General features: G+C 61.2%; 19 protein-coding genes. 11 read left to right on the top strand and 8 right to left on the bottom strand.

Annotated features, from left to right (window positions below):
- The first annotated feature begins 36 nt into the window (after positions 1 to 36).
- The 4 genes from IFT66_RS02590 (at position 37) to IFT66_RS02575 (ending at position 4,782) form a co-directional block, all read left to right on the top strand.
- Positions 37 to 1,920 (top strand): ABC-F family ATP-binding cassette domain-containing protein, encoded by a 1,884-nt coding sequence (locus tag IFT66_RS02590; protein ID WP_192076713.1) that lies wholly within the window; start codon positions 37 to 39, stop codon positions 1,918 to 1,920.
- A 70-nt stretch (positions 1,921 to 1,990) separates the two neighbouring features.
- Positions 1,991 to 4,033: a prolyl oligopeptidase family serine peptidase gene (locus tag IFT66_RS02585; protein WP_192076712.1), complete on the top strand. Its 2,043-nt coding sequence runs from the start codon at positions 1,991 to 1,993 to the stop codon at positions 4,031 to 4,033.
- Positions 4,034 to 4,097: 64 nt separating this feature from the next.
- Positions 4,098 to 4,406 carry a type II toxin-antitoxin system VapB family antitoxin gene (locus tag IFT66_RS02580; RefSeq protein ID WP_249406332.1) on the top strand — a complete coding sequence of 103 codons (309 nt, stop codon included), beginning with the start codon at positions 4,098 to 4,100 and terminating at the stop codon, positions 4,404 to 4,406.
- Positions 4,393 to 4,782, top strand: coding sequence for a type II toxin-antitoxin system VapC family toxin (locus IFT66_RS02575; RefSeq protein ID WP_192076711.1), 390 nt, complete (start codon positions 4,393 to 4,395; stop codon positions 4,780 to 4,782). The genes IFT66_RS02580 and IFT66_RS02575 overlap by 14 nt, the downstream gene beginning before the upstream one ends.
- On the opposite strand, the gene IFT66_RS02570 is transcribed toward IFT66_RS02575, so the two are convergent.
- Positions 4,783 to 5,232 carry a DNA polymerase III subunit chi gene (locus tag IFT66_RS02570; protein WP_092661882.1) on the bottom strand — a complete coding sequence of 150 codons (450 nt, stop codon included), beginning with the start codon at positions 5,230 to 5,232 and terminating at the stop codon, positions 4,783 to 4,785. It abuts the gene before it with no gap.
- Positions 5,232 to 6,725, bottom strand: coding sequence for a leucyl aminopeptidase (locus IFT66_RS02565; protein ID WP_192076710.1), 1,494 nt, complete (start codon positions 6,723 to 6,725; stop codon positions 5,232 to 5,234). The genes IFT66_RS02570 and IFT66_RS02565 overlap by 1 nt, the downstream gene beginning before the upstream one ends.
- Before the next feature lie 277 nt (positions 6,726 to 7,002).
- On the opposite strand from IFT66_RS02565, the gene IFT66_RS02560 reads away from it, so the two are divergent.
- The 7 genes from IFT66_RS02560 (at position 7,003) to IFT66_RS02530 (ending at position 15,602) form a co-directional block, all read left to right on the top strand.
- Positions 7,003 to 8,184: an LptF/LptG family permease gene (locus IFT66_RS02560; RefSeq protein WP_192076709.1), complete on the top strand. Its 1,182-nt coding sequence runs from the start codon at positions 7,003 to 7,005 to the stop codon at positions 8,182 to 8,184.
- The gene (lptG, locus tag IFT66_RS02555; RefSeq protein ID WP_192076708.1) at positions 8,181 to 9,269 is read left to right on the top strand and encodes an LPS export ABC transporter permease LptG; all 1,089 of its coding nucleotides are present in this window, start codon (positions 8,181 to 8,183) and stop codon (positions 9,267 to 9,269) included. The genes IFT66_RS02560 and lptG overlap by 4 nt, the downstream gene beginning before the upstream one ends.
- Positions 9,269 to 11,602: an LPS-assembly protein LptD gene (locus IFT66_RS02550; protein WP_062453331.1), complete on the top strand. Its 2,334-nt coding sequence runs from the start codon at positions 9,269 to 9,271 to the stop codon at positions 11,600 to 11,602. The genes lptG and IFT66_RS02550 overlap by 1 nt, the downstream gene beginning before the upstream one ends.
- A gap of 141 nt (positions 11,603 to 11,743) precedes the next feature.
- Positions 11,744 to 12,697, top strand: coding sequence for a SurA N-terminal domain-containing protein (locus IFT66_RS02545; protein ID WP_062580243.1), 954 nt, complete (start codon positions 11,744 to 11,746; stop codon positions 12,695 to 12,697).
- 27 nt (positions 12,698 to 12,724) lie between these two features.
- Complete coding sequence (pdxA, locus tag IFT66_RS02540) at positions 12,725 to 13,756, top strand: 4-hydroxythreonine-4-phosphate dehydrogenase PdxA (RefSeq protein WP_192076707.1); 1,032 nt, start codon at positions 12,725 to 12,727, stop codon at positions 13,754 to 13,756.
- Positions 13,756 to 14,601, top strand: coding sequence for a 16S rRNA (adenine(1518)-N(6)/adenine(1519)-N(6))-dimethyltransferase RsmA (gene rsmA, locus IFT66_RS02535; RefSeq protein ID WP_192076706.1), 846 nt, complete (start codon positions 13,756 to 13,758; stop codon positions 14,599 to 14,601). The genes pdxA and rsmA overlap by 1 nt, the downstream gene beginning before the upstream one ends.
- Positions 14,602 to 14,828: 227 nt before the next feature.
- Complete coding sequence (locus IFT66_RS02530; RefSeq protein ID WP_192076705.1) at positions 14,829 to 15,602, top strand: hypothetical protein; 774 nt, start codon at positions 14,829 to 14,831, stop codon at positions 15,600 to 15,602.
- A gap of 47 nt (positions 15,603 to 15,649) precedes the next feature.
- Here IFT66_RS02530 and gmk read toward each other — a convergent pair whose 3' ends face one another.
- The 6 genes from gmk to fabG form a co-directional block, all read right to left on the bottom strand.
- The gene (gmk, locus tag IFT66_RS02525; protein WP_249406331.1) at positions 15,650 to 16,339 is read right to left on the bottom strand and encodes a guanylate kinase; all 690 of its coding nucleotides are present in this window, start codon (positions 16,337 to 16,339) and stop codon (positions 15,650 to 15,652) included.
- A gap of 7 nt (positions 16,340 to 16,346) precedes the next feature.
- Positions 16,347 to 17,255 carry a YicC/YloC family endoribonuclease gene (locus tag IFT66_RS02520; protein ID WP_249406330.1) on the bottom strand — a complete coding sequence of 303 codons (909 nt, stop codon included), beginning with the start codon at positions 17,253 to 17,255 and terminating at the stop codon, positions 16,347 to 16,349.
- A 36-nt stretch (positions 17,256 to 17,291) separates the two neighbouring features.
- A complete protein-coding gene (gene mltG / locus IFT66_RS02515; protein ID WP_192076704.1) occupies positions 17,292 to 18,530 on the bottom strand; it encodes an endolytic transglycosylase MltG in 1,239 nt (412 codons plus the stop codon).
- A 135-nt stretch (positions 18,531 to 18,665) separates the two neighbouring features.
- Positions 18,666 to 19,928, bottom strand: coding sequence for a beta-ketoacyl-ACP synthase II (gene fabF / locus IFT66_RS02510; protein WP_062453337.1), 1,263 nt, complete (start codon positions 19,926 to 19,928; stop codon positions 18,666 to 18,668).
- Positions 19,929 to 20,046: 118 nt separating this feature from the next.
- Positions 20,047 to 20,283: an acyl carrier protein gene (locus IFT66_RS02505; protein ID WP_006727438.1), complete on the bottom strand. Its 237-nt coding sequence runs from the start codon at positions 20,281 to 20,283 to the stop codon at positions 20,047 to 20,049.
- 283 nt (positions 20,284 to 20,566) lie between these two features.
- Positions 20,567 to 21,304, bottom strand: coding sequence for a 3-oxoacyl-[acyl-carrier-protein] reductase (gene fabG / locus IFT66_RS02500; protein ID WP_062453338.1), 738 nt, complete (start codon positions 21,302 to 21,304; stop codon positions 20,567 to 20,569).
- Positions 21,305 to 21,319: the final 15 nt, after the last annotated feature.

The raw sequence follows: 21,319 nt of genomic DNA, 5'->3' as shown, positions 1-21,319 counted from the left end.
TTGCCTTCACGCCCGGTTTCGGCCAAAACCGCGGCCATGATTACCATTACCGACCTTTCCGCCCGTATTGCCGGGCGCCTTCTCCTCGACCATGCCAGCGTGACGCTGCCCGCCGGCACCAAAGCCGGGCTTGTGGGCCGCAACGGTGCGGGCAAATCGACGCTGTTCAAGCTGATTACCGGCGAGCTCAGCTCGGAGACCGGCTCGGTCTCCTATCCGAAGAGCGCCAAGCTCGGACAGGTGGCTCAGGAAGCGCCCGGCACCGAGGATTCGCTGCTGGAAATCGTGCTCGCCGCCGACAAGGAACGCGCAGCGCTGATGGCCGAGTCGGAGACGGCCACCGATCCGGACAGGATTGCCGACATCCAGATGCGCCTCGTCGACATCGACGCCCATTCGGCGGAAGCGCGCGCCGCCAGCATTCTCGCGGGCCTTGGCTTTTCGCAGGAAGCTCAGCTTCGGCCTGCCTCGTCATTTTCCGGCGGCTGGCGAATGCGTGTGGCGCTTGCTTCGGTTCTGTTTGCCGAGCCGGACCTGCTTCTTCTCGACGAGCCGACCAACTATCTCGATCTTGAAGGCACGCTCTGGCTGGAAGATTACGTGCGCCGCTATCCGCACACCGTCATCGTCATCAGCCATGACCGCGACATGCTCAACAATGCGGTCACGTCGATTGTCCATCTCGACCAGAAGAAGCTTACCTTCTATCGCGGCGGCTATGACCAGTTCGAACGCCAGAAGGCGGAAAACGACGAGCTGCAGACCAAGGCCAAGGTGAAGAACGATGCGGCCCGCAAGCATTTGCAGACCTTCATCGACCGCTTCAAGGCCAAGGCCTCCAAGGCCAAGCAGGCGCAGAGCCGCGTCAAGGCGCTGGAGCGGATGGGAACGGTCGCCTCTGTTATCGAGGATCATGTCCAGCCGATCACCTTCCCCGAGCCCGAAAAGCAACCCGCCTCGCCGATCATCTCTGTGCAGAACGGTGCCGTCGGGTACGAGCCGGGCAAGCCGATCCTCAAGAACATCACGCTCCGGATCGACCATGACGACCGCATCGCCCTGCTTGGCTCGAACGGCAACGGCAAGTCGACCTTCGCCAAGTTCATCGCCGGCCGGCTTGCCGCCGAAAGCGGCGAACTGAAGCTCGCGCCAAGCCTGAAGATCGGCTTCTTCGCACAGCACCAGCTCGACGACCTCGTCCCGGGTGATTCTCCCGTGGAGCACGTGCGCCGCCTGATGCCGTCAGTCCCGGAAGGCAAGGTACGCGCCCGCGTCGCCCAGATGGGGCTTGCGACGGAAAAGATGTCGACGCCCGCCAAGGATCTGTCGGGCGGCGAAAAGGCGCGCCTGCTGATGGGGCTTGCCGCCTTCCACGCGCCCAACCTCCTCATCCTCGACGAGCCTACCAACCATCTGGACATCGACAGCCGAAGAGCCCTGATCGAGGCACTCAACGACTATCAGGGCGCGGTCATTCTTATCTCCCATGATCGGCATCTGATCGAGGCGACGGTCGATCGTCTCTGGCTCGTCAACAACGGCACGGTGCAAACCTTCGAGGGAGATCTCGAAGAATACCGCGACCTGATTGTCAGTTCCGGTAAAAAAAAAGAAGAAAAACCGCAGCTGATTGACGATTCGGCATCGAAGGTCGAACAGCGTAAGGCGAGTGCGGAAAGGCGTGCCTCGCTCGCCCCCTTGCGCAAAAAGATCAACGATGCCGAGGCCTTGACGGCCAAGCTTGAGAAGCTGATTCAGGCGCTTGATAAAGAGCTTGCGGACCCGGCACTCTATGAAAAGACGCCGGCAAAGGCCGCGACCAAGGCCAAGGAACGGGGCGAAGCCGCGGCCAAGCTCTCGGCCGCCGAAGAGCAATGGCTGATGCTGTCTTCCGAATACGAGGAGGCGATGGCCGGCTGAGTTTCGAAATCCGGTTGCCCCTACCCCGCTGCATGCCTAGCTAAGTGGCTGCAGACACAGGAGGCCTTCGATGGATCTTTATCTCGAAACCGACGACGACGCCCGCACGCTCGCGTTTATCGCCGAGCAGAACGCAATCTCGGCCGAGGCGCTCGAAACACCCCAATTCGAAGCGGACCGCGACACGCTGAAGGCGATGTTTGAGCGCGAGGACCGGCTGATCGTGCCGGCGCGGCGCGGACGCTGGCAGTTCGACTTTCATCGCACCAAGGACAATCCCCTCGGTCTCTGGCGCCGACTACCGGCAGCAGACGAGCCGCGCCACGACGCGGCCTGGGAAACTATTTTCGATTTCGACGCCTTTTGCGTTACCGAAGGCAAGCGCTGGATCTATAGTGGCGCCGTCACCTCCCCTTACGAGCCGACCCGTGTTCTCGTCATCCTGTCCGACGGCGGATCCGACCAGATGCGGCTGCTGGAGTTCGACACGGAGGCGAAGGCGGTCGTCGAGGGCGGTTTCGACACGCCGGTGGCGCGGGCCCATGCGAGCTGGATCGGCCCGGACGAGATCGCCTATTTCGGATCGATCGACGACTTTTCCGCCACCCGCTCTGGCTGGCCCCGCGTCGGCCGCCGGCTGAAGCGCGGCATGGATCCGAAAGATGCACCGATCCTGTTCGAGGCGGGCCCCGACGACGTTCAGGCGACCGGCGGGATCATCGATCCACTGTTTTGGAACGGCGGTTCGGACAAGCAGCCGATCGAGTTCTTTACCGTCATCCACGAGATCGACCGGATGAGCGTCCATGTCCGCGATGGACAAGGTGCGCTCCGGCGTCTCGATCTGCCCGACAGGATCGATGTCACCGCCAACCATCGCCATCTGCTCTGGCGCGCCAAGAGTGACGAGCGCTATCCGACCGGCAGCCTGATCCTGCAGGATTTTATCTCGTATTCGGATGAGCCGCTGGGTGCTGCCCGTGTTCTCTTTAGCCCTGAACACGGGCAGACCGTCACTCAGTTCACGCTGTTCAAGACCTGGGGCGCATTCATCGTCAGCGACGTGATGGTGCCGCGGTTATTCCTGATCGACCTCACGAAACCGGATGCGCAGCCGCAAGAACTGCCGCTGCCTTCGGCGCTGCAGACGGTTGGCTTCCGCACGCTCGATGCCGACCTCACGCGCGGCGAGGAAATCCTGACCGTCATCGGCCAGGGGTTCCTGCAGCCTTACGGGACATGGCGTCTCGACCTGACGGATCGCGCCCACACGCCCGAACTGGTTCCAACCGGCGTCTCTCCCGCCTATTTCGATGCGCAAGGGATGCAGTCCGAGCTTCTGCAGGCGACATCGGAAGACGGGACGAAAATCCCCTATCACATCGTCTATCCGAAGACGTGGGAGAAGGGCGAACTGCCGGTCCTGATGTATGGCTATGGTGGTTTCGGCTGGCCGCTTGCTCCCTACTACTCGGGCAATACCGGCGTCTGGCTCGAGCATGGCGGCGCCTATGTACAGGCCTATATCCGCGGCGGCGCGGAATTCGGCCCCGACTGGCACACGGTCGCCAAGGGCAAGGGCCGTCACAAGGCGTTCGAGGATTTCGTCGCAGTCTCCCGCGATCTTGTCGCACGTGGCATCACAAAACCGTCGCGCATCGCCTGCCATGGCGGCAGCAATGGCGGTCTTCTGACCGCTGTCATGGCAACGCGCTATCCACAAGATTTCGGCGCAATCTGGACCTCGGTCCCCGTCATCGACATGTCGCGTTTCCACGTCTTCCCAGCCGGCAAGGCCTGGATGGACGAATACGGCAACCCTGACGTCGCGGAAGAGCTTGCCGCGATGCTGACCTATTCGCCGCTCCACAATATAGACCCCGCGGCTGAGGTGACCTATCCGCCGATCTACATCGAAAGCTCGACCAACGACGACCGCGTGCATCCATCGCATGCCCGCCGTTTCGCCAAGCGACTGATCGACGCCGGGCATCGTCCTCTGTTTCACGAATACGGCTCGGGCGGTCACGGCGGCGCCGGCGATACGCTTGAACAGGCCGCGCGATTGGCGATGGGCTACAGTTTCCTGCGCGAAACGATCGTGAAGGCGTGAGCGGAAGCCATCGGTTGTGCCAAATCCGCGGATACACTACCGTCCGTTCGCAACCCTGTGAGGCATGACCATGACGCTTCATATCACCGACCCGGTTCTCGATGCGCTTGCCGAACAGGCGCAGAAAATCCTTAATGCTCCGAGCAAGGAGGATGCGGTTCGCCAGGCGCTGGAGCGCGTGGTGGGAGAGGTTCATCAACGAACTGAACCTGTCTCCGACAACACGACACGAAGCGAACGACTCCAGGCTTTGCGAGACCGGTTGGAGTTGCTGAGGCGAGATTTCAACATGCCGCCCAATGAGTCACTGCCCGCGTTTGATGAAAAGGCTTATCTCGACGACATGTGGGGCGAGAACGATGTTCATCGATAGCTCTGTCATCGTCGAGATCCTGATCGACGGCGACAAGGCGAACGAGCTTCTGAGCCGCATGGCAGATAGCCGGTCGATTTGCACGGGTCCAACCGTGATCTACGAATCGGCGACTGTCTTGGCGACCCGGCTTGGGAGGCACCCCGACGAAACGAAGCTGCTGATACAGTGCTTCGTCGAACGTTTCGAGATTTCTGTCCTGCCAGCATCCTACGAAGTCGCGTCTGCCGCCATAGACGCCTTCGCCCGCTACGGCAAGGGCCGCCATCCGGCAAAGCTCAATTTCGGGGATTGCTTTTCCTATGCCGGTGCGCGCCAGTCCGGACTGCCGCTTCTCTACGTCGGCGGAGATTTTGCGCGGACCGACCTTGCCTGATCAGGCCTTCTTCACCCAACGTCCCTCGGGTGATTGCTGCCAGTAGGTCAGCGCATGTCCATCGCCCTTCAGCTTCTTCCACTGAGCGCGCGCGCCTTCCAGCTGGAGCTGGTCGTAGCCGTCGAACATGAAGACGACGCGCTCATAGGGGTCGAGCGGCGGCGGCTCGGCGCCGTCGACGACGAAGCGCACGGTTGCGGAATTCTGGTTCTCCGGGGTCGCCGTCAGCAGGACCGGTTGTTCCTGCGGCATCGGCGCTGCATCGGTGCCGTGCGGCAAAAAACTGTCATCGCGAAACGTCCACAAATGTGCGTCGAGAAAATCCCGACGCACGTCTTCGGCTGTCTGAACGACCACCTTCCAGCCGCGCTCGACGCTCTTTTCGAGAAGCGCCGGCAGCGCATCCTCAAGCTTCGATTCGGTCAGGTGATAGAACAGAACTTCGGTCATCAGTTCTCGTAGTTCTTGCGGACGAGTTCGTCCAGCAGGCGCACGCCGTAGCCGGATGCCCAGGACTGGTTGATCTCGTTCTGCGGCGAGTTGAGCGCCGTTGCCGCGATGTCGAGATGCGCCCAGGGCGTATCGCCGACGAAACGCTTGAGGAACTGCGCCGCGGTGATCGAGCCGGCCTGCCTGCCGCCGCTGTTCTTCATGTCGGCAAAGCGGCTGTCGATCATCTTGTCGTAGTCCTTGGAAAGCGGCATGCGCCAAAGCTTCTCGCCGCTTGTCTCGCCCGCCTGTGTCAGTTCGTCCGCCAGCGCGTCATCGTTGGAAAACAGTCCGGCATGGAGGTTGCCGAGTGCGACAACGATGGCGCCGGTCAGCGTCGCGAGATCGATCATGAAGCGCGGCTTGAAGCGTTCCTTGCAGTACCAGAGCGCATCGCCCAGCACGAGACGGCCTTCCGCATCGGTATTGACGATCTCGATCGTCTGGCCGGACATCGAGGTGACGATATCGCCGGGTCTCTGGGCGTTGCCGTCAGGCATGTTTTCGACCAGGCCGATAATGCCGATGACGTTCGCCTTGGCCTTGCGGGCGGCGAGCGTGTGCATCAGGCCGGTCACGGCGGCAGCTCCGCCCATGTCGCCCTTCATGTCTTCCATGCCGAGGCTCGGCTTGATCGAGATGCCGCCCGTATCGAACACGACGCCCTTGCCGACAAATGCGACCGGCTGATCTCCCGGCGTGCCGCCGTTCCAGGTCATGATCGCCAGCCGCGGCGGCCGGGAAGAGCCCTGGGCGACGCCGAGCAGAGCGCCCATGCCAAGTTCCGTCATCTCGGTTTCGGTCAGGATCTCCACGTCAACGCCGAGCGATTCCAGATCCTTCGCCTTCTGCGCAAACTCGATCGGTCCGAGCACGTTGGGCGGCAGATTGACGAGGTCGCGGGCGAGAATCACACCCTCGGCAATGGCCTTCGCCGAGACGAATTGCTCAGTCGCCGCATCCGCTTTTGCGGTGACGATGGTGACGGTCACCGTCTTCGGCGACTTGTCCTCGTCGTCGTCCTTCTTCTTCGTCTTGTAGGTATCGAACTTGTAGGCGCGCAGCAGCATGCCGGTTGCGAAATCCGCAGCTTCGGCCGCGCCGACGTCGGCACCGGGTGCATCGAGGAACACCGTCACCTTCTCCATCGTCTTGACCGCAGCGGCCGCGACGCCACCCGCCTTCAGCCAGTCGTAGGCTGTCAGCTTGTCGGCCTTGCCGAGACCCAGCACGATAAGCCGATCGGCCTTCGATCCGGCCGGGGCCAGAATATCAAGCGTCGACAACGCCTTGCCTTTGAACTTGGCGATGCCCGCCGCCCTTACCGCAACAGCCTGCGGATCGACTTCGGCGACACTGGCGGCTACGGCATCTCCCGAAAGCTTGAGCTGAATCGCAAGTCCTCCATCGATGACGGCGGAGGCGGAAAAGGCGATATCGAATTTCATGGACATTACAGCTCCAGGCATTGTGGTGCGGAAGAAAGGCCCGATCTTCACCCTTTCGGTCGCGAACGCAAGCGCGCAGGATCGAACTTCGTGCCTTCCTAAAGCCCGTATTGATGTCCAATCCACTGTTTCGAAATGTCACAACGCCGAAGAAAACCGGGGTTGCCAACATTTTGTGACAGGGGCCCTGTCGCAATGCCGTTCCCAATCGCTTAGATAGGCGCGGCGACCATCGATCGAATGCGGGACGAAAGCCCCTTAGGACCTGAGGCATAATGCGGGAATGAAGCTTCTCGAACTCTACATATTGCGCCGAATCCTGCAGATGTTCCTGGTGGCACTCGTTCCGGTGCTCACGATCATCTGGACGATCCAGGTGCTCGGCCGCATCAACCTGGTCACCGACACCGGCCAGTCGATGGGCTCGTTCATGCAGCTCGCAAGCTATATCCTGCCGACCATCATTCCGGTTGTCCTGCCCTTCGCCTTTGTCATCGGCATCACCCAGACGCTGACGGCGATGAACAACGATTCGGAACTGCCTGTGATCGACGCGGCCGGTGCGGCCCGCAGCATCATCTACAAGCCGGTGATCCTGCTCGCGGTCGCGCTCAGCCTCGTCTCCTTCACCATCACCAATTTCATCGAACCCAAATCACGGCTCGGCGCGCGCGAGATGGTCGCAGCTGCCTATGCTGACCTTCTATCTTCCGTGATTGAGGAAAAGACCTTTCGCAGCATCGAGGACGGGCTTTACGTCCAGATCTCCGAGCGCCATTCAGGCCGGGTGCTGAAAGGCCTGTTCATCGTCGATTACCGCGATCCGAATTTCGGCCTGATCTATTATGCCCGCGAAGGATCGGTCGATCTTGGCGGCACATCGCTTACCATGCGCGACGGCGAAGTGCATCGCAAAGGCCCGGACGGCCGGATCTCGATCGTCAAGTTCGCGTCCTATGCGTTCGATCTGTCAGCGATGACCCAATCGGATGAGGGCGGCCTGCCGCTTTACTCCGGTGACCGGCCGCTAAGCTTCCTGCTCAACCCCGACAAGACCGATCCCGCCTATCAGAAAAAGCCCGAGAGCTTCCGCAGCGAGCTGCATCGCCGCCTGTCCGACTGGCTGTTCCCGATCACCTTCGCGCTGGTGTCTCTGCTTGTGGCCGGCAACACGCGGTCGCACCGGTCGGCGCGGCTGCATCCAATGATCTATGTGCTGCTTTTCGCCTTCCTGCTGCGCTGGCTGGGCTTCTCGGCCACCAATCTGACGGAACGCAACGCCGCCTACGTGCCGCTGGTTTACGCGATTCCGCTGGTGACCTGCCTGGTGACGGGCTTCATGCTGGCCACCAACCGGCAGATCCAGATGCCGCGCCTGTTCAGCCGCAGCATCACGAATGCGACAACCGTCGTGCAGAAGCGCCTTTCGCCGACGGGACGGGGAACCACGGGAGAGGCGAAATGATCTTCTCCACACTCGGCCGCTATTTCTTCAAGCGCTATATCAGCACCGCATTCTGGTTCCTGCTCGGTGTCAGCGCCATTATCTTTCTCGCCGATTTCAGCGAGACGAGCCGTCGCCTCTCGGGCCTCAACGGCTACAGCCTCTACGGCGCGCTGGCGATGACGGCATTGCGCGTGCCGCAGATCCTGCAGCAGGCCATCCCGACGCTGAGCCTGTTTATCGGCATGACGGTGCTGATCGCGCTCAACCGTCGCTACGAACTGGTCGTCACCCGTGCAGCCGGAATTTCCGTCTGGCAGTTCGTCGCACCTTTCATTGTCGGATCGTTTCTGCTCGGTCTGTTCACGCTGTTCGTCGTCAACCCGATCGGCGCCTGGGGCCAGCGCGAATCAATCTCGCTCGAGACCACGTGGCGGCAGGCCAGCAACAAGTCCAAGTCGTCCAAGTTCGTGCCGTGGATCCGCCAGCTGTCCGGCGACGAAGACGTGATCATCGGCGCCAAGACCTATCGCGAGAGCGGTACCGAGCTCCTCGACGTGGTGGTTTTCCACTTCGACAAGGACGACGTCATCACCATGCGGCAGGACGCCAAGACCGCTAAGTTGGAAGATGGTTACTGGCTTCTTAACGACGTTCTGGAGAATCGGCCGGGCGAAATTCCGACCCGTCTCGAGACGGCACAGGTCAAAACCAATTTGAGACGCGAGTATCTCCAGGAGAGCCTTGCTCAGCCGGAAACCGTTGCGTTTCTTGGTCTTTCCCGAAAGATCGAGATCGGCAAATCCTTTGGAATCTCGACGAAGGCGCTGGAAACCCAGTTTCACTCCCTGCTTTCACTGCCGCTGCTGCTCGTCGCCATGACGATGATTGCGGCAACAGTGTCGTTAAAATTCAGTCGCTTCGCACAGTCCAAGTCGATGATTCTGGGTGGAATAGTTTCGGGCTTCGTGCTTTATGTCGTCTCGGTGCTTGTGAAGGCATTCGGGAGCAGCGGGGCGATTCCTCCTTTCGTGGCGGTCTGGATTCCAGTCGTCGTCGCGACTGCCCTGGGCGCTACGATCTTGCTTCATCAGGAGGATGGCTAGTGGCGGTAAGTAACCGCGGAAATATCAGTCGGCTCGCCGCCGCCCTGCTGACCGGTGTGTCTGTATGTGTCTCTGGCGTCGCTGCATTGACGGGCGGCGCGTATGCGCAGGGCCTCGTGCCGGCTGCTGAAGACGGTGCGAAGATGCTTCTGCGCGCCAACGAACTGACCTACAATCAGGACAACAAGCGCGTCACCGCGACCGGTGGCGTCCAGATCTATTACAACCGTTACCGCATGGTCGCGCAGCGCGTTGAATATGATCAGAACACCGGCCGCGTCATGGCGACCGGCAATATCGAGTTCATCGAACCGTCGGGCAGCCGCGTCTACGCGGAAGAGCTCGACGTGACCGACGATTTCGGCCAGGGCTTCATCAATGCCCTGCGCGTGGAAACCACTGACAATACCCGCCTTGCGGCTGAAAGCGCCGAGCGCCAGACCGGCGATATCATGGTGCTCAACAACACCGTGTACACCGCCTGCCTTCCATGCGCCGCCACACCCGGCAAGGCGCCTCTCTGGCAAGTCAAGGCGCAGCGCGTCATTCGCAACGGACAGAAGCATACGATTCGCCTCGAGAATGCACAGTTCGAGTTGTTCGGCTTTTCGCTTGGAAAACTGCCCTTCCCGATCGAGGTTCCCGACGAGACTGTCGAGCGCAAGTCCGGCGTGCTGTTTCCGAAGTTCATCGTCAGCGACAACCTCGGGTTCGGCGTCACCGTCCCCTATTACCATGTCTTCTCGCCAAGCATGGATGCGACGATCAGCCCGACCTACTATTCGAGCCAGGGACTTCTGGTCGAAGGCGAAGTGCGCAACCGGTTCGACAACGGCGACCACACGTTCCGTTTTGCCGGCATCGATCAGCGCGATCCCGGCTCGTTCGACGCTGGCACAAGCGACCGCGAGCAGAACAGCCGCTTCATGGCCGCCTCCAAGGGCGAGTTCCAGATCAACCCGCGCTGGGCCTTCGGCTGGAACGTCATGGCCCAGACGGACGCGAACTTCTCGCGGACCTACAGCCTGACCGATGTCAGCCAGGATACGTTCACCAACGACGTCTACCTGACCGGCCTTGGCAAGCGTAACTATTTCGACCTGCACGCCTACTATTTCGACGTCCAGGACAATGGCACGTCGAACACGCTCGAGCGCCAGCAGGCGATCGCCTATCCGTCGTTGGACTACCAGTATATCGCGCCCGAATCGGTGTACGGCGGTGAGCTTTCGTTCAACGCCAACCTGACCAACCTGTCGCGTCGCGAAGAGGATTCCTACTTCGAGGGCACCACATACCGCTTCCCTGGTCTCGAAGGCGATTACGCCCGCGTGACGACCGAAGCCGAATGGAAGCGCACCTACACGACATCGGGCGGCCTGCTGCTGACGCCGCTGTTTGCAGCACGCGCCGATGGCATCCGCCACGATGTGTCCAATCCGAACTTTGCCTATGACGGCAATCTGGAGCCGAACGGTACGAACGGCCGATACATGCTGACGGCTGGCCTCGAGGCCCGCTATCCGTTCCTGATCACCAGCGAAAACAGCAGCCACATCATCGAGCCGATCGCGCAGATCTATGCGCGTCCGGACGAACAGATGTCCGGCGGCCTTCCCAACGAAGATGCGCAGAGCTTCGTGTTCGATGCCACTTCGCTGTTCGAACGGGACAAGTTCTCCGGCTACGACCGTGTCGAAGGCGGCACCCGTGCCAATGTCGGCTTCCGCTATACCGGCTCGTTCAACAACGGCATCGGCGTGCGCGGCATCTTCGGCCAATCCTACCAGATTGCCGGCGAGAATTCCTTCGCCAGCGACGATTTGGTTCAGGCCGGCGCCAATTCGGGCCTCGAGACATCGCGATCCGATTACGTCGCCATGGCGGCGATCGACCTGCCGCAGGGCTTCTCGCTTTCCAACAACGTGCGGCTCGATGAAAAGTCGCTCGATATCCGTCGCACCGATACGGCGTTCAGCTATTCCACACCGCGGGTCAGCGGCAAGCTGATCTACACCAAGGTCGATGCGCAGGACGAGTACGGCGACAGCGACGCGACGGACGTGCTGAAGAACAGCATGTCGCTCCGGGTCAACGAAAACTGGTCGCTGGCCGGTTCCGCCACGTGGGACCTGACCGACAGTTCGCTCATCCGGCGTGGCGTCGGTATCAGCTACGCCGACGAGTGCACGATCTTCACGCTCGCCTATACCGACAAGCCTTCGGAAGCCGATGCGAACGACTGGACGATCAGTGCGCGCCTGAGTTTCCGCACGCTTGGCGACGTCAATATCGGCACGACCAAGGATTACGATCAAACCTTCCGTTACTGAGACCGGTAACGGAAGAATCGTCATGGTTTTGCCGCAACGATTGTGCAATCGGACGCCAATCGGCTAGTATGGCGGCCGAAAGCGCGCAAAGTCGCGCGACAAGTGCCCGGGCGGAAAAAAGGGATTGGTTTCATGTTTGCAATGACCGCGACACGCAAGATCGTGCTGGCAGTCTCCGTGCTCGCCGCGACCACGGTCGCCACGCCGGTGATGACACCAATCGTGGCAATGGCACAGTCGACGAGCGGCGTCGCAGCCGTCGTCAACCGGTCGGCGATCACCACCGCCGACGTTGCTCGCCGTTCGGCCTTCATGCGCCTTCAGCGTCAGAAGCCGAGCAACAAGGTAGCTCTCGATCAGCTGATCGACGAAACGCTGAAGCGCCAGGAAATCTCGCGCGTCAAGATGTCCGTCAGCACCGAGGACGTCGATCGTTCGTTTGCCCGCTTCGCGCAGGGCAACAAGATGACGCCCGAGCAGTTGAGCAGCGTGCTCAATCAGGCCGGCGTCACACCGGACCATTTCAAGGCCTATATCGCTGTGCAGATGAGCTGGCCGCGCCTGGTCAACGCCCGTTACGGCGGCGGTCGTCAGCGCATGTCGACCGACCAGCTTGTCACCCGCATGATGGAAAACAAGCAAAAGCCCGTCACCACCGAATATTTCCTGAAACAGGTAATCTTCGTTGTTCCCGCGGCAAAGCGGAACGCCATCCTCAACAAGCGCAAGGCGGAAGCCGACGCGTCGCGGTCGCGGTTCCCAGGCTGCGCCGAAGCTAAAACCTTTGCAGCGACGATGCTGGACGTTTCCATCCGTGATCTGGGCCGCGTGCTTGCGCCGGATTTGCCGGAAGACTGGAAGCCTCTGATCGAGAAGTCCTCCGGCAACACGACCGGCACCCGCGTTACCGAGCGTGGCGTCGAGTTCCTGGCGATCTGCGAGCAGCGTCAGGTTTCGGACGACGTGGCGGCCGAAGCCGTGTTCCGCGCCGAGGATCTCGGCAAGGCTGAAAAGTCCGGTGAAGACCCGAACAGCAAGAAGTACATGGACGATCTGCGCGCCAAGGCCCAGATCGATTACATCCAGAAGTCGTAAAGCCCAAAGGGCCTGAACGGAGACCGCATGCCTTTTGATCGTCCGCTCGCGCTGACCCAGGGCGATCCTGCCGGCATTGGTCCAGACATCACGCTCGCCGCATGGACGGCGAGACGGAAGCACGGCATTGCGCCGTTTCTCTTCCTCGGCGACCCGGCGGTGCTTGCATCGCGCGCGGCCCTGCTTGGCCTCGACGTTGCGATCCGTGAAACCGACGCGGACGGCGCCGTTTCGATCTTCGAAAACTCGCTTCCCGTTCTGCCGATCCCGGCCGGAGCCGAAGTCGCTGCCGGCGAGCCGCATGTCGCCACCGCCCGTGGGACGATCGAGGCGATCGAGACCGCCGTGTCGCTGTCGTTTGCGGGCAAGACGCTCGGCGTCGTCACCAATCCGATTGCCAAGTCCGTTCTATACCAGGCAGGCTTCGGCTTTCCCGGCCATACGGAATTCCTGGCGGACCTTGCGCACAAGCATACGGGCACCCCCGTGCGCCCCGTCATGCTGCTGGCCGGACCGAAGCTGCGGGCCATCCCCGTCACGATCCACATTCCGCTCAAGGACATTCCAGCGGCGCTCACCGAAACGCTGATCCTTGAAACCTGCCGCGTGACCCATCACGACCTGAAAGTCCGGTTCGGCATCGACCAGCCGCGCATCGCGATTGCCGGTCTCAATCCGCATGCGGGCGAAGACGGCACGATGGGCACCGAAGAACGCGACATCATCCATCCGGCCATCGTCAAGCTGCGCGCAGAGGGCATCAACGCCTTCGGGCCACTCCCGGCCGATACGATGTTTCATGACGAAGCCCGCAGCCGTTACGACGTGGCAATCTGCATGTATCACGATCAGGCGCTGATCCCGGCCAAGGCGCTGGGTTTTGACACATCCGTCAACGTCACGCTCGGCTTGCCCTTCATCCGGACGTCTCCCGACCACGGCACCGCCTTCGGCATCGCCGGCAAGGGTGTCGCCCGCGAGACGAGCCTGGTCGAGGCAATCCGGCTTGCAGGCGCCATGGCCGGAACAATGACACCGAGCCTTGCGGGGCGCATCTGATGGCGACGCTCGATGGGCTGCCGCCGCTGCGTGACGTCGTCCAGCGTCATGGACTGGACGCCAAGAAATCGCTTGGCCAGAACTTTCTGTTCGATCTCAACCTCACCCAGAAGATCGCCCGCGCGGCCGGACCGCTGGAAGACGTGACCGTATTCGAGGTTGGGCCGGGTCCCGGCGGCCTTACCCGTGCCATCCTGTCGCTCGGCGCCAAGAAGGTGATCGCCATCGAGCGCGACGCCCGCGCGCTTCCTGTGCTTGCAGAAATCGCGGACCACTATCCGGGACGGCTTGAGGTCATCGAGGGCGACGCGCTGCAGATCGATTTTGCCGCGCTCGCGGCCGAGAAGGCTGCCGGTGGACCGGTCAAGATCATCGCCAACCTGCCCTACAATATCGGCACGCAACTGCTGCTGAACTGGCTTCTGCCTGAGGACAAGACCTGGCCGCCATTCTGGCAGAGCCTGACGCTGATGTTCCAGAGGGAAGTGGGTCTGCGCATCGTTGCCGACCAGGAAGACGACCACTACGGCCGCCTCGGTGTCCTCGCGGGCTGGCGCACCGATCCCCACATGATGTTCGACGTGCCGCCTCAGGCCTTTTCGCCACCACCCAAGGTGACATCGACCGTCGTACATATGATCCCGCGGGCCAATCCCCTGCCCTGCGATGTCTCCAAGCTCGAACGCATCACCCACGCCGCCTTCGGTCAACGCCGCAAGATGCTGCGCCAGAGCCTGAAACCTGTCGGTGGGGAAGTCCTGCTCGCCAAAGCCGGCATCGACCCGCAACGCCGCGCGGAAACGCTATCGGTGGAAGAGTTCGTGAGACTCGCGAACTTGCTTTAAGGGGTCACGGCCTCGTCCCAGTCGGGTAGGCCGCGTCAAATTCAGAATACCGCACGATTGAGTTCGGATCCCCACAACGGTCTCCGGCCCGCATGATGCCGCCTTCGGCGTGATCGTGCGGCTTTCAGGGAAACTCTGCTTCTCCGCTTTGATTTTCATTGGACACGTGCCCTGCTCATGAGACGCTGCGTCCGCACTCCAAGCAATCGAACAGGAACACAACCTCGGTGCGCAACACCCTCTTCGTCCTCATCTGCCTATTCTATCTTGGTGTGAGTGCCCACGCATGGTCCGCTCCTTCGAAGGAGGTCTTGCCCGATTCGCTTGTGCACCTTTTCTTGCCGCTTCAGGAATTCAGATTTGGCATGAGTGCTAAGGATCTGGAGCAGGTTGCCCAAGAACGCTTGCCGGGCTGGCCTCTGGTCCGAAGAGAAACGCTTATCAATGTTCGGCGAGACGTGGCATTGCCGTCGGGCTCGAAAATCCCCTATCTCCAAAGCGTGCTGATTGCCGATAGAACAGCAAAGCGCGCCTTCAACCGCACCTATTCTCTCTTTCTCACTTCACCTCTCACTAGTTCCGAACTCTATGCGATTAGGTTCGACATCAAGCCAAAAGAAGAAAACGCACGCCTTCCTTCACTGCAGGAGTGGCTGGGAGAGCTTGCTTCGGTATGGGGCACGCCACATGCAGTGGGTCGGGGCGAGAATCTGATTGGGGTGATCTACTATCTCAATGACGCTCTTCAGCCGATGCCAAAGGATGGCGGCACGGCTTGCGTGCCAGATCGTACCAATCTGGAAATGCTTCTCCTCACATCTCCCGAGACGGTCGCCGAGGTGGCAGGCCAGATCGAAAGATCAGGTTGCCGCTATAAATTTGACAGCCTGATATATCTCGGCCCGGACGGGAACCCCGTGCGATCGGTCACATCCATCGTCGACACCATCCAGCAGGCACGCGATGCAGTAAAGCGCGTCACATATGGCTTGGAAAGGTAGAGCAATTCCGGGGAGCACCTAACCGCAGCGCCCCGTACCACTAAAACCTACAGCGCGGGCTCTTCGGTCAGCAAGTTGCTCACGAACTCGAACAGGCCGTGTCTGCGGTCGCGGCGGACGCGTTCGGCGTTGACGATGCAGCTGACGTTGTGGAAGGCTTCGTCGAGATCGTCGTTGACGATGACGTAGTCGTATTCGCGCCAGCGCTCGATTTCCGAGCGGGAATTGGCAAGCCGGGTGCGGATCACGTCTTCGCTGTCTTCGGCGCGGCGGTGCAGGCGTGACTGCAGCTCGGTCATGGTTGGCGGCAGCACGAAGATCGAGACGACGTCCGCCTTCATCTTTTCCTGCAGCTGAAGTGCGCCTTGCCAGTCGATGTCGAACAGCATGTCGCGTCCCTCGGCCATCGCCTTTTCGACCGGCTCGCGCGGCGTGCCGTAGAAATTGCCATGCACCTCGGCCCATTCCAGGAGGTCGTCGGCATCGCGCATGCGCTCGAACTGCGGCACGGTGATAAAGTGGTAATGGGTGTCGGCGATCTCGCTCGGGCGCTTGGCGCGGGTGGTGACACTGACCGAAATCTCGAGGCTGTGGTCGCCGCGCAAGAGATTGCCGGCGATGGTGGACTTGCCGGCGCCTGACGGCGACGACAGGACCAGCATCAATCCCCGGCGCGCGATCGTCGTCTTCATCTTCGAGGGCGACGAGGTTTTCGGTGTCGAGGGGGCCGGGCTCATGGTCGTGTCACTCCAGATTCTGAACCTGTTCGCGGAACTGGTCGATCACGACTTTCAGTTCCAGTCCTGCTGCCGTTACAGCAGCGGCGTTGGATTTGGAACAGATCGTATTCGATTCCCGGTTAAATTCCTGTGCAAGGAAGTCGAGACGGCGCCCGGCAGGCCCGCCCGTCTGCAGAAGCTCGCGGGCTGCGACGACATGGGCCTTCAGCCGGTCGATCTCTTCGCGCAGATCGGCGCGGGTCGCAAGCAGTGCTGCCTCGCCATAAAGCCTGTCGCGGTCGAGGGTCGGCGCCTCCGCCATCAAGGCGGCGAGCTGCGTGGAAAGCTTCTTGGCAATCTCTTCCGGCGAGCGGGACGGGTCCTTCTCCACCAGCGTCGTCAGTTCGGCGATGCGGTCCACATGGCGGGTGAGAATGTCCCGCAGTGCCGACCCTTCGTGCTCGCGCATCTCTTCAAGTTTGAAAAGCGCGTCGCCGAGACAGTTCAGGATGGCGGCGTCGCGCGCCGTCACCGCCTGTTCGTCATCCTCGGCCTCGCGGATCTCGACGAGACCACGGATGCCAAGCAACGTGTCGAGACGCAGCGGTGCCGAATCGACCAGATCGCCCAGTTCAGCACGGAGCGCCATCACGGCGGCCAGTGCATCGCGGTTCAGCACCGCTTCCACCTTTGCGTCGTCGGTCGAGAGCGACAGCGCCACCTGCAGATTGCCGCGCGAAAACTGTTCGGAAATCCGCTTGCGGACATCCTGCTCAAGACGATCAACGCCGGAGGGCAGCCGCAATCGCATGTCGAGCCCCTTGCCGTTGACCGAGCGCAGTTCCCAGGCAAAGCGATTGCGGCCGCTTGTTCCTTCGCTGCGGGCAAAGCCGGTCATCGACTGCAGGGATTTCGGGTTAGACGGCAGGCTCATACGCTTCTCCGGACTGCCTTCCCCAGAGGCAAGGCGTCAGTTGCTTTTCGGTGGCTTTTCGGCGTCGTCGCCATCCGGCTGGCCATCGACCACTTCTTCACCGCGGGCTGCCGCATTGCCGGTTGACCGTTCGGCCTCGATCCGGCGCCAGCGACGTACGTTGGCATTGTGCTCTTCCAGTGTGGCTGCAAACACGTGCCCGCCGGTACCGTCTGCCACGAAATAGAGATCGTTGGTGCGCCACGGATTGGCAACCGCCTCGAGTGCGGCGCGGCCGGGGTTGGAGATCGGCGTCGGCGGCAGGCCCTTGATCTGATAGGTATTGTAGGGCGTCTGCTTGGTCAGATCGGACTTGTAGATCGGCCGATCGGACGGTTTGCCCTCACCGCCGAAGATGCCGTAGACAATGGTCGGGTCAGACTGCAGCCGCATCCCCTTGTTCAGCCGGTTGATGAAGACCGAGGCGACATGGGCGCGCTCGTCGTCCTTGCCGGTTTCCTTCTCGACGATCGAGGCCAGCACCACGAACTCTGCCTTGGTCTTGACCGGCAGGTCGGGGTCGCGCTTTTCCCAGATCTGGTCGATCGTCTTCTGCTGAGCGGCATGCATCTGCGAGAGGATTTCCGACCTCTTGGTGCCGCGCGAGAACTTGTAGGTATCGGGCCGCAGGCTGCCTTCGGCGGGAAGCTCAGCCGGCATGTCGCCTTCCAAAACCGCATCCTCGTTCAGACGCAGCATCATCTGGCGCACGGTCAGGCCTTCCGGGAAGACGACGGAATAGAGGATGGACTTGCCGGAGATCAGCGTCTCCATCACGTCCTTCATCGAAGCCTTCGCCTTGATGTCGTATTCGCCGGCCTTCAGCGTCTCGCCGCCGCGCAGATAGGTCGCGGTCACGTAGCGGAACACGCGCGCGTCGGACACGACGCCGTTGCGCTCGAGATTGTTGGCAATCTCCGCCAGGCCGTTGCCGGGACGGACCATGAAGTGGGCGTTCGTCTCCAGCGGGCCCGGATCCTGAAACGTTCGGATCATGTAATACAGGCCGCCGATCACCACGATGCAGACGAGCACGACCATCGTCATAACGAAGTTCAGGAAGATCACCAGCTGGCTGCGCGCCTTCTTGGAGCGACGCGGCGGTTCCGGCACCCGTTCGGGCTTCAGGGCCTCGTTCGGCGATTTCGGAATGATCGGACCACGGCTCGTACCGTTGCCATTGCCGCCATGGCCGTTTCCACTGCCATAACCCGGCTGATCATTCGATGAATTCATGTCGCTCAACCGTTTCCCCTCGACTCTGGACTTTCAACCGGCTGTTTGGCCAAGCAATACGGCAAAAAGCAGGTTCGGAAAATGATATCGGCCGGACTGTCGAAGTCCAGCCGAGAAGCGAAGGCCGAATGCGCGTCAGGCTTCGTAGCGCTTGAGCACCAGAGACGCGTTGGTACCGCCGAAACCAAAGGAGTTCGACAGAGCCACGTTGATTTCGCGCTTGCGCGCGGTATGCGGAACAAGATCGATCACAGTGTCGACATCAGGGTTGTCGAGGTTCAGCGTCGGCGGCGCGATATTGTCACGGATCGCCAGTGCGGAGAAGATGGCTTCGACAGCGCCGGCTGCACCGAGAAGGTGACCGATTGCCGACTTGGTCGACGACATGGAGACCTTGGAGGCCGCATCGCCAACCAGGCGTTCGACAGCACCGAGTTCGATCGTGTCGGCCATGGTCGATGTGCCATGCGCGTTGATGTAGTCGATGTCGGATGCGCCAAGACCAGCGCGCTTCAGGGCCGACGTCATGCAACGGAAAGCACCATCGCCGTCTTCGGAAGGAGCGGTGATGTGGAAGGCATCGCCGGACATGCCGTAACCGACGACTTCGGCGTAAATCTTGGCACCGCGCGCCTTGGCGTGTTCGAGCTCTTCCAGCACGACGATTCCGGCGCCCTCGCCCATCACGAAACCGTCACGGTCGCGGTCGTAGGGGCGCGAGGCGCTTTGCGGGTCGTCGTTGCGAAGGGTCGACAGCGCCTTGCAGGCAGCAAAGCCGGCCAGCGCGATCCGGCAGATGGGTGATTCGGCACCACCGGCCACCATGACCTCCGCGTCGCCCAGCATGATCAGCCGGGCGGCATCGCCAATCGCGTGTGCGCCGGTGGAACAGGCGGTGACGACCGAATGGTTCGGGCCGCGCAGCTTGTGCTTGATCGAGACCTGTCCGGAGACAAGGTTGATCAGGCGGCCGGGAATGAAGAACGGCGAGATGCGGCGTGGGCCTTTGTCTCGCAAAGTGTAGCCAGCCTCGACGATACCCTCGAGACCACCGATGCCGGAGCCGATCAGGACACCGGTCTCGATCTGGTCCTGGTCGGTCTGCGGGTGCCAGCCGGCGTCGGCCAGCGCCATGTCGGCGGCGGCAACACCATAAAGAATAAATGGATCGATCTTGCGCTGTTCTTTCGGCTCCATCCAGTTGTCGGCATTGAATGTGCCGTTGGAACCGTCGCCGACCGGAATGCGGCAGGCGATTTTGGCCGGAAGATCTTCGACTTCAAATTCGGTCACGACCCGGGCGGCGTTGTCGCCGGCCAGCAGACGTTGCCAGCTGACTTCCGTTCCGCATCCCAGAGGAGATACCATGCCGGTACCGGTGATAACGACACGCCTCATCGCCAGTGCCCCACCCTGTAGTAGTATTGTCAGTTAGTTGCTGAAACGGCCCGAACAAGCGGGCCGTCATGAGAGATCGCGGCCTCGCAACGAGGCGCGCGTCCCGAATATGGTTCGATCAGGCCTGAGCCTTTTCGATGAACTTTACAGCGTCGCCGACCGTCAGGATCGAGTCAGCTGCATCGTCCGGAATTTCCACGCCGAATTCTTCTTCGAACGCCATGACCAGTTCGACCGTATCGAGCGAGTCCGCGCCGAGGTCGTCGATGAAGCTAGCGCCTTCGACAACCTTTTCGGCGTCGACGCCGAGATGATCAACAACAATTTTCTTAACGCGTTCTGCGATATCGCTCATGTCGGTTTCCTCGACCTTTTGTCTTCTCGAATGCCTGAATGGCATCCGTATCCTGTTAATACCTGCCGCCGGCACTTCATGGTGCCGATGCGGGCAAACCCCTTCGCCCCTCTTCAGGTTCCAGTCACATGCTCACGCATTATGACGCCCTGAATTTCGGGGTGACTTCGTGTAGTCAAGGCCCGCTTAACACGGTTTCCGTGCTACGCAAAGCCAGAATCTGTTCCGCCGCACAGCCGCCAACAGCCGATTTTACTCGGATTTGCTGCGCCCGTGCCCCGGATCAGATCATCGCCATACCGCCATTGATATGCAAGGTCTGTCCAGTCACATATCCCGCTTCATTCGAAGCGAGGTAAAGAACAGCGGCGGCAATGTCGGATCCGGCGCCCATCCGCTTCATCGGAATGGCACCCATGATGGCGTCTTTCTGCTTGTCGTTCAGCTTGCCGGTCATGGCGCTCTCGATAAAGCCTGGCGCGACGCAGTTGACCGTCACGTTGCGCGTGGCGATTTCCTGCGCCAGCGACTTCGAGAAGCCGATCATGCCGGCCTTGGAGGCGCAATAGTTGGCCTGGCCCGGATTGCCGGTGACGCCGACGATCGAGGTGATGTTGATAATGCGGCCGAAGCGACGGCGCATCATCGGATGGGTCAGCTCGCGGGTCAGGCGGAACACGGAGGTCAGGTTGACTTCAAGGACTGCGTCCCAGTCCTCGTCGCTCATGCGCACGAACAGTCCGTCCTTGGTGATGCCCGCATTGTTGACGAGAATGTCAACGCCGCCGAGTTCCGCTTCCGCCTTTTCACCGAGCGCCTTGACCGCGGCGCGGTCGGAAAGATTGGCCGGAAAGATGTGGACGCGATCGCCGAGTTCGGCAGCGAGTGCTTCCAGCTTCTCGACGCGAGTGCCGTGCAGGCCGACGGTTGCGCCCTGCGCATGCAGCATGCGGGCGATTTCTTCGCCGAGGCCGCCGGTGGCGCCGGTGACGAGGGCCTTGCGGCCGGTCAGGTCAAACATGTTGAATTCCTTCTC

The organism is Rhizobium sp. CFBP 13726 (assembly GCF_014841925.1).
Classification (GTDB): Bacteria; Pseudomonadota; Alphaproteobacteria; order Rhizobiales; family Rhizobiaceae; genus Neorhizobium; species Neorhizobium soli.
Note: the sequence above shows the minus strand (reverse complement) of the source record. Positions and strands in the feature narration are given on the sequence as shown.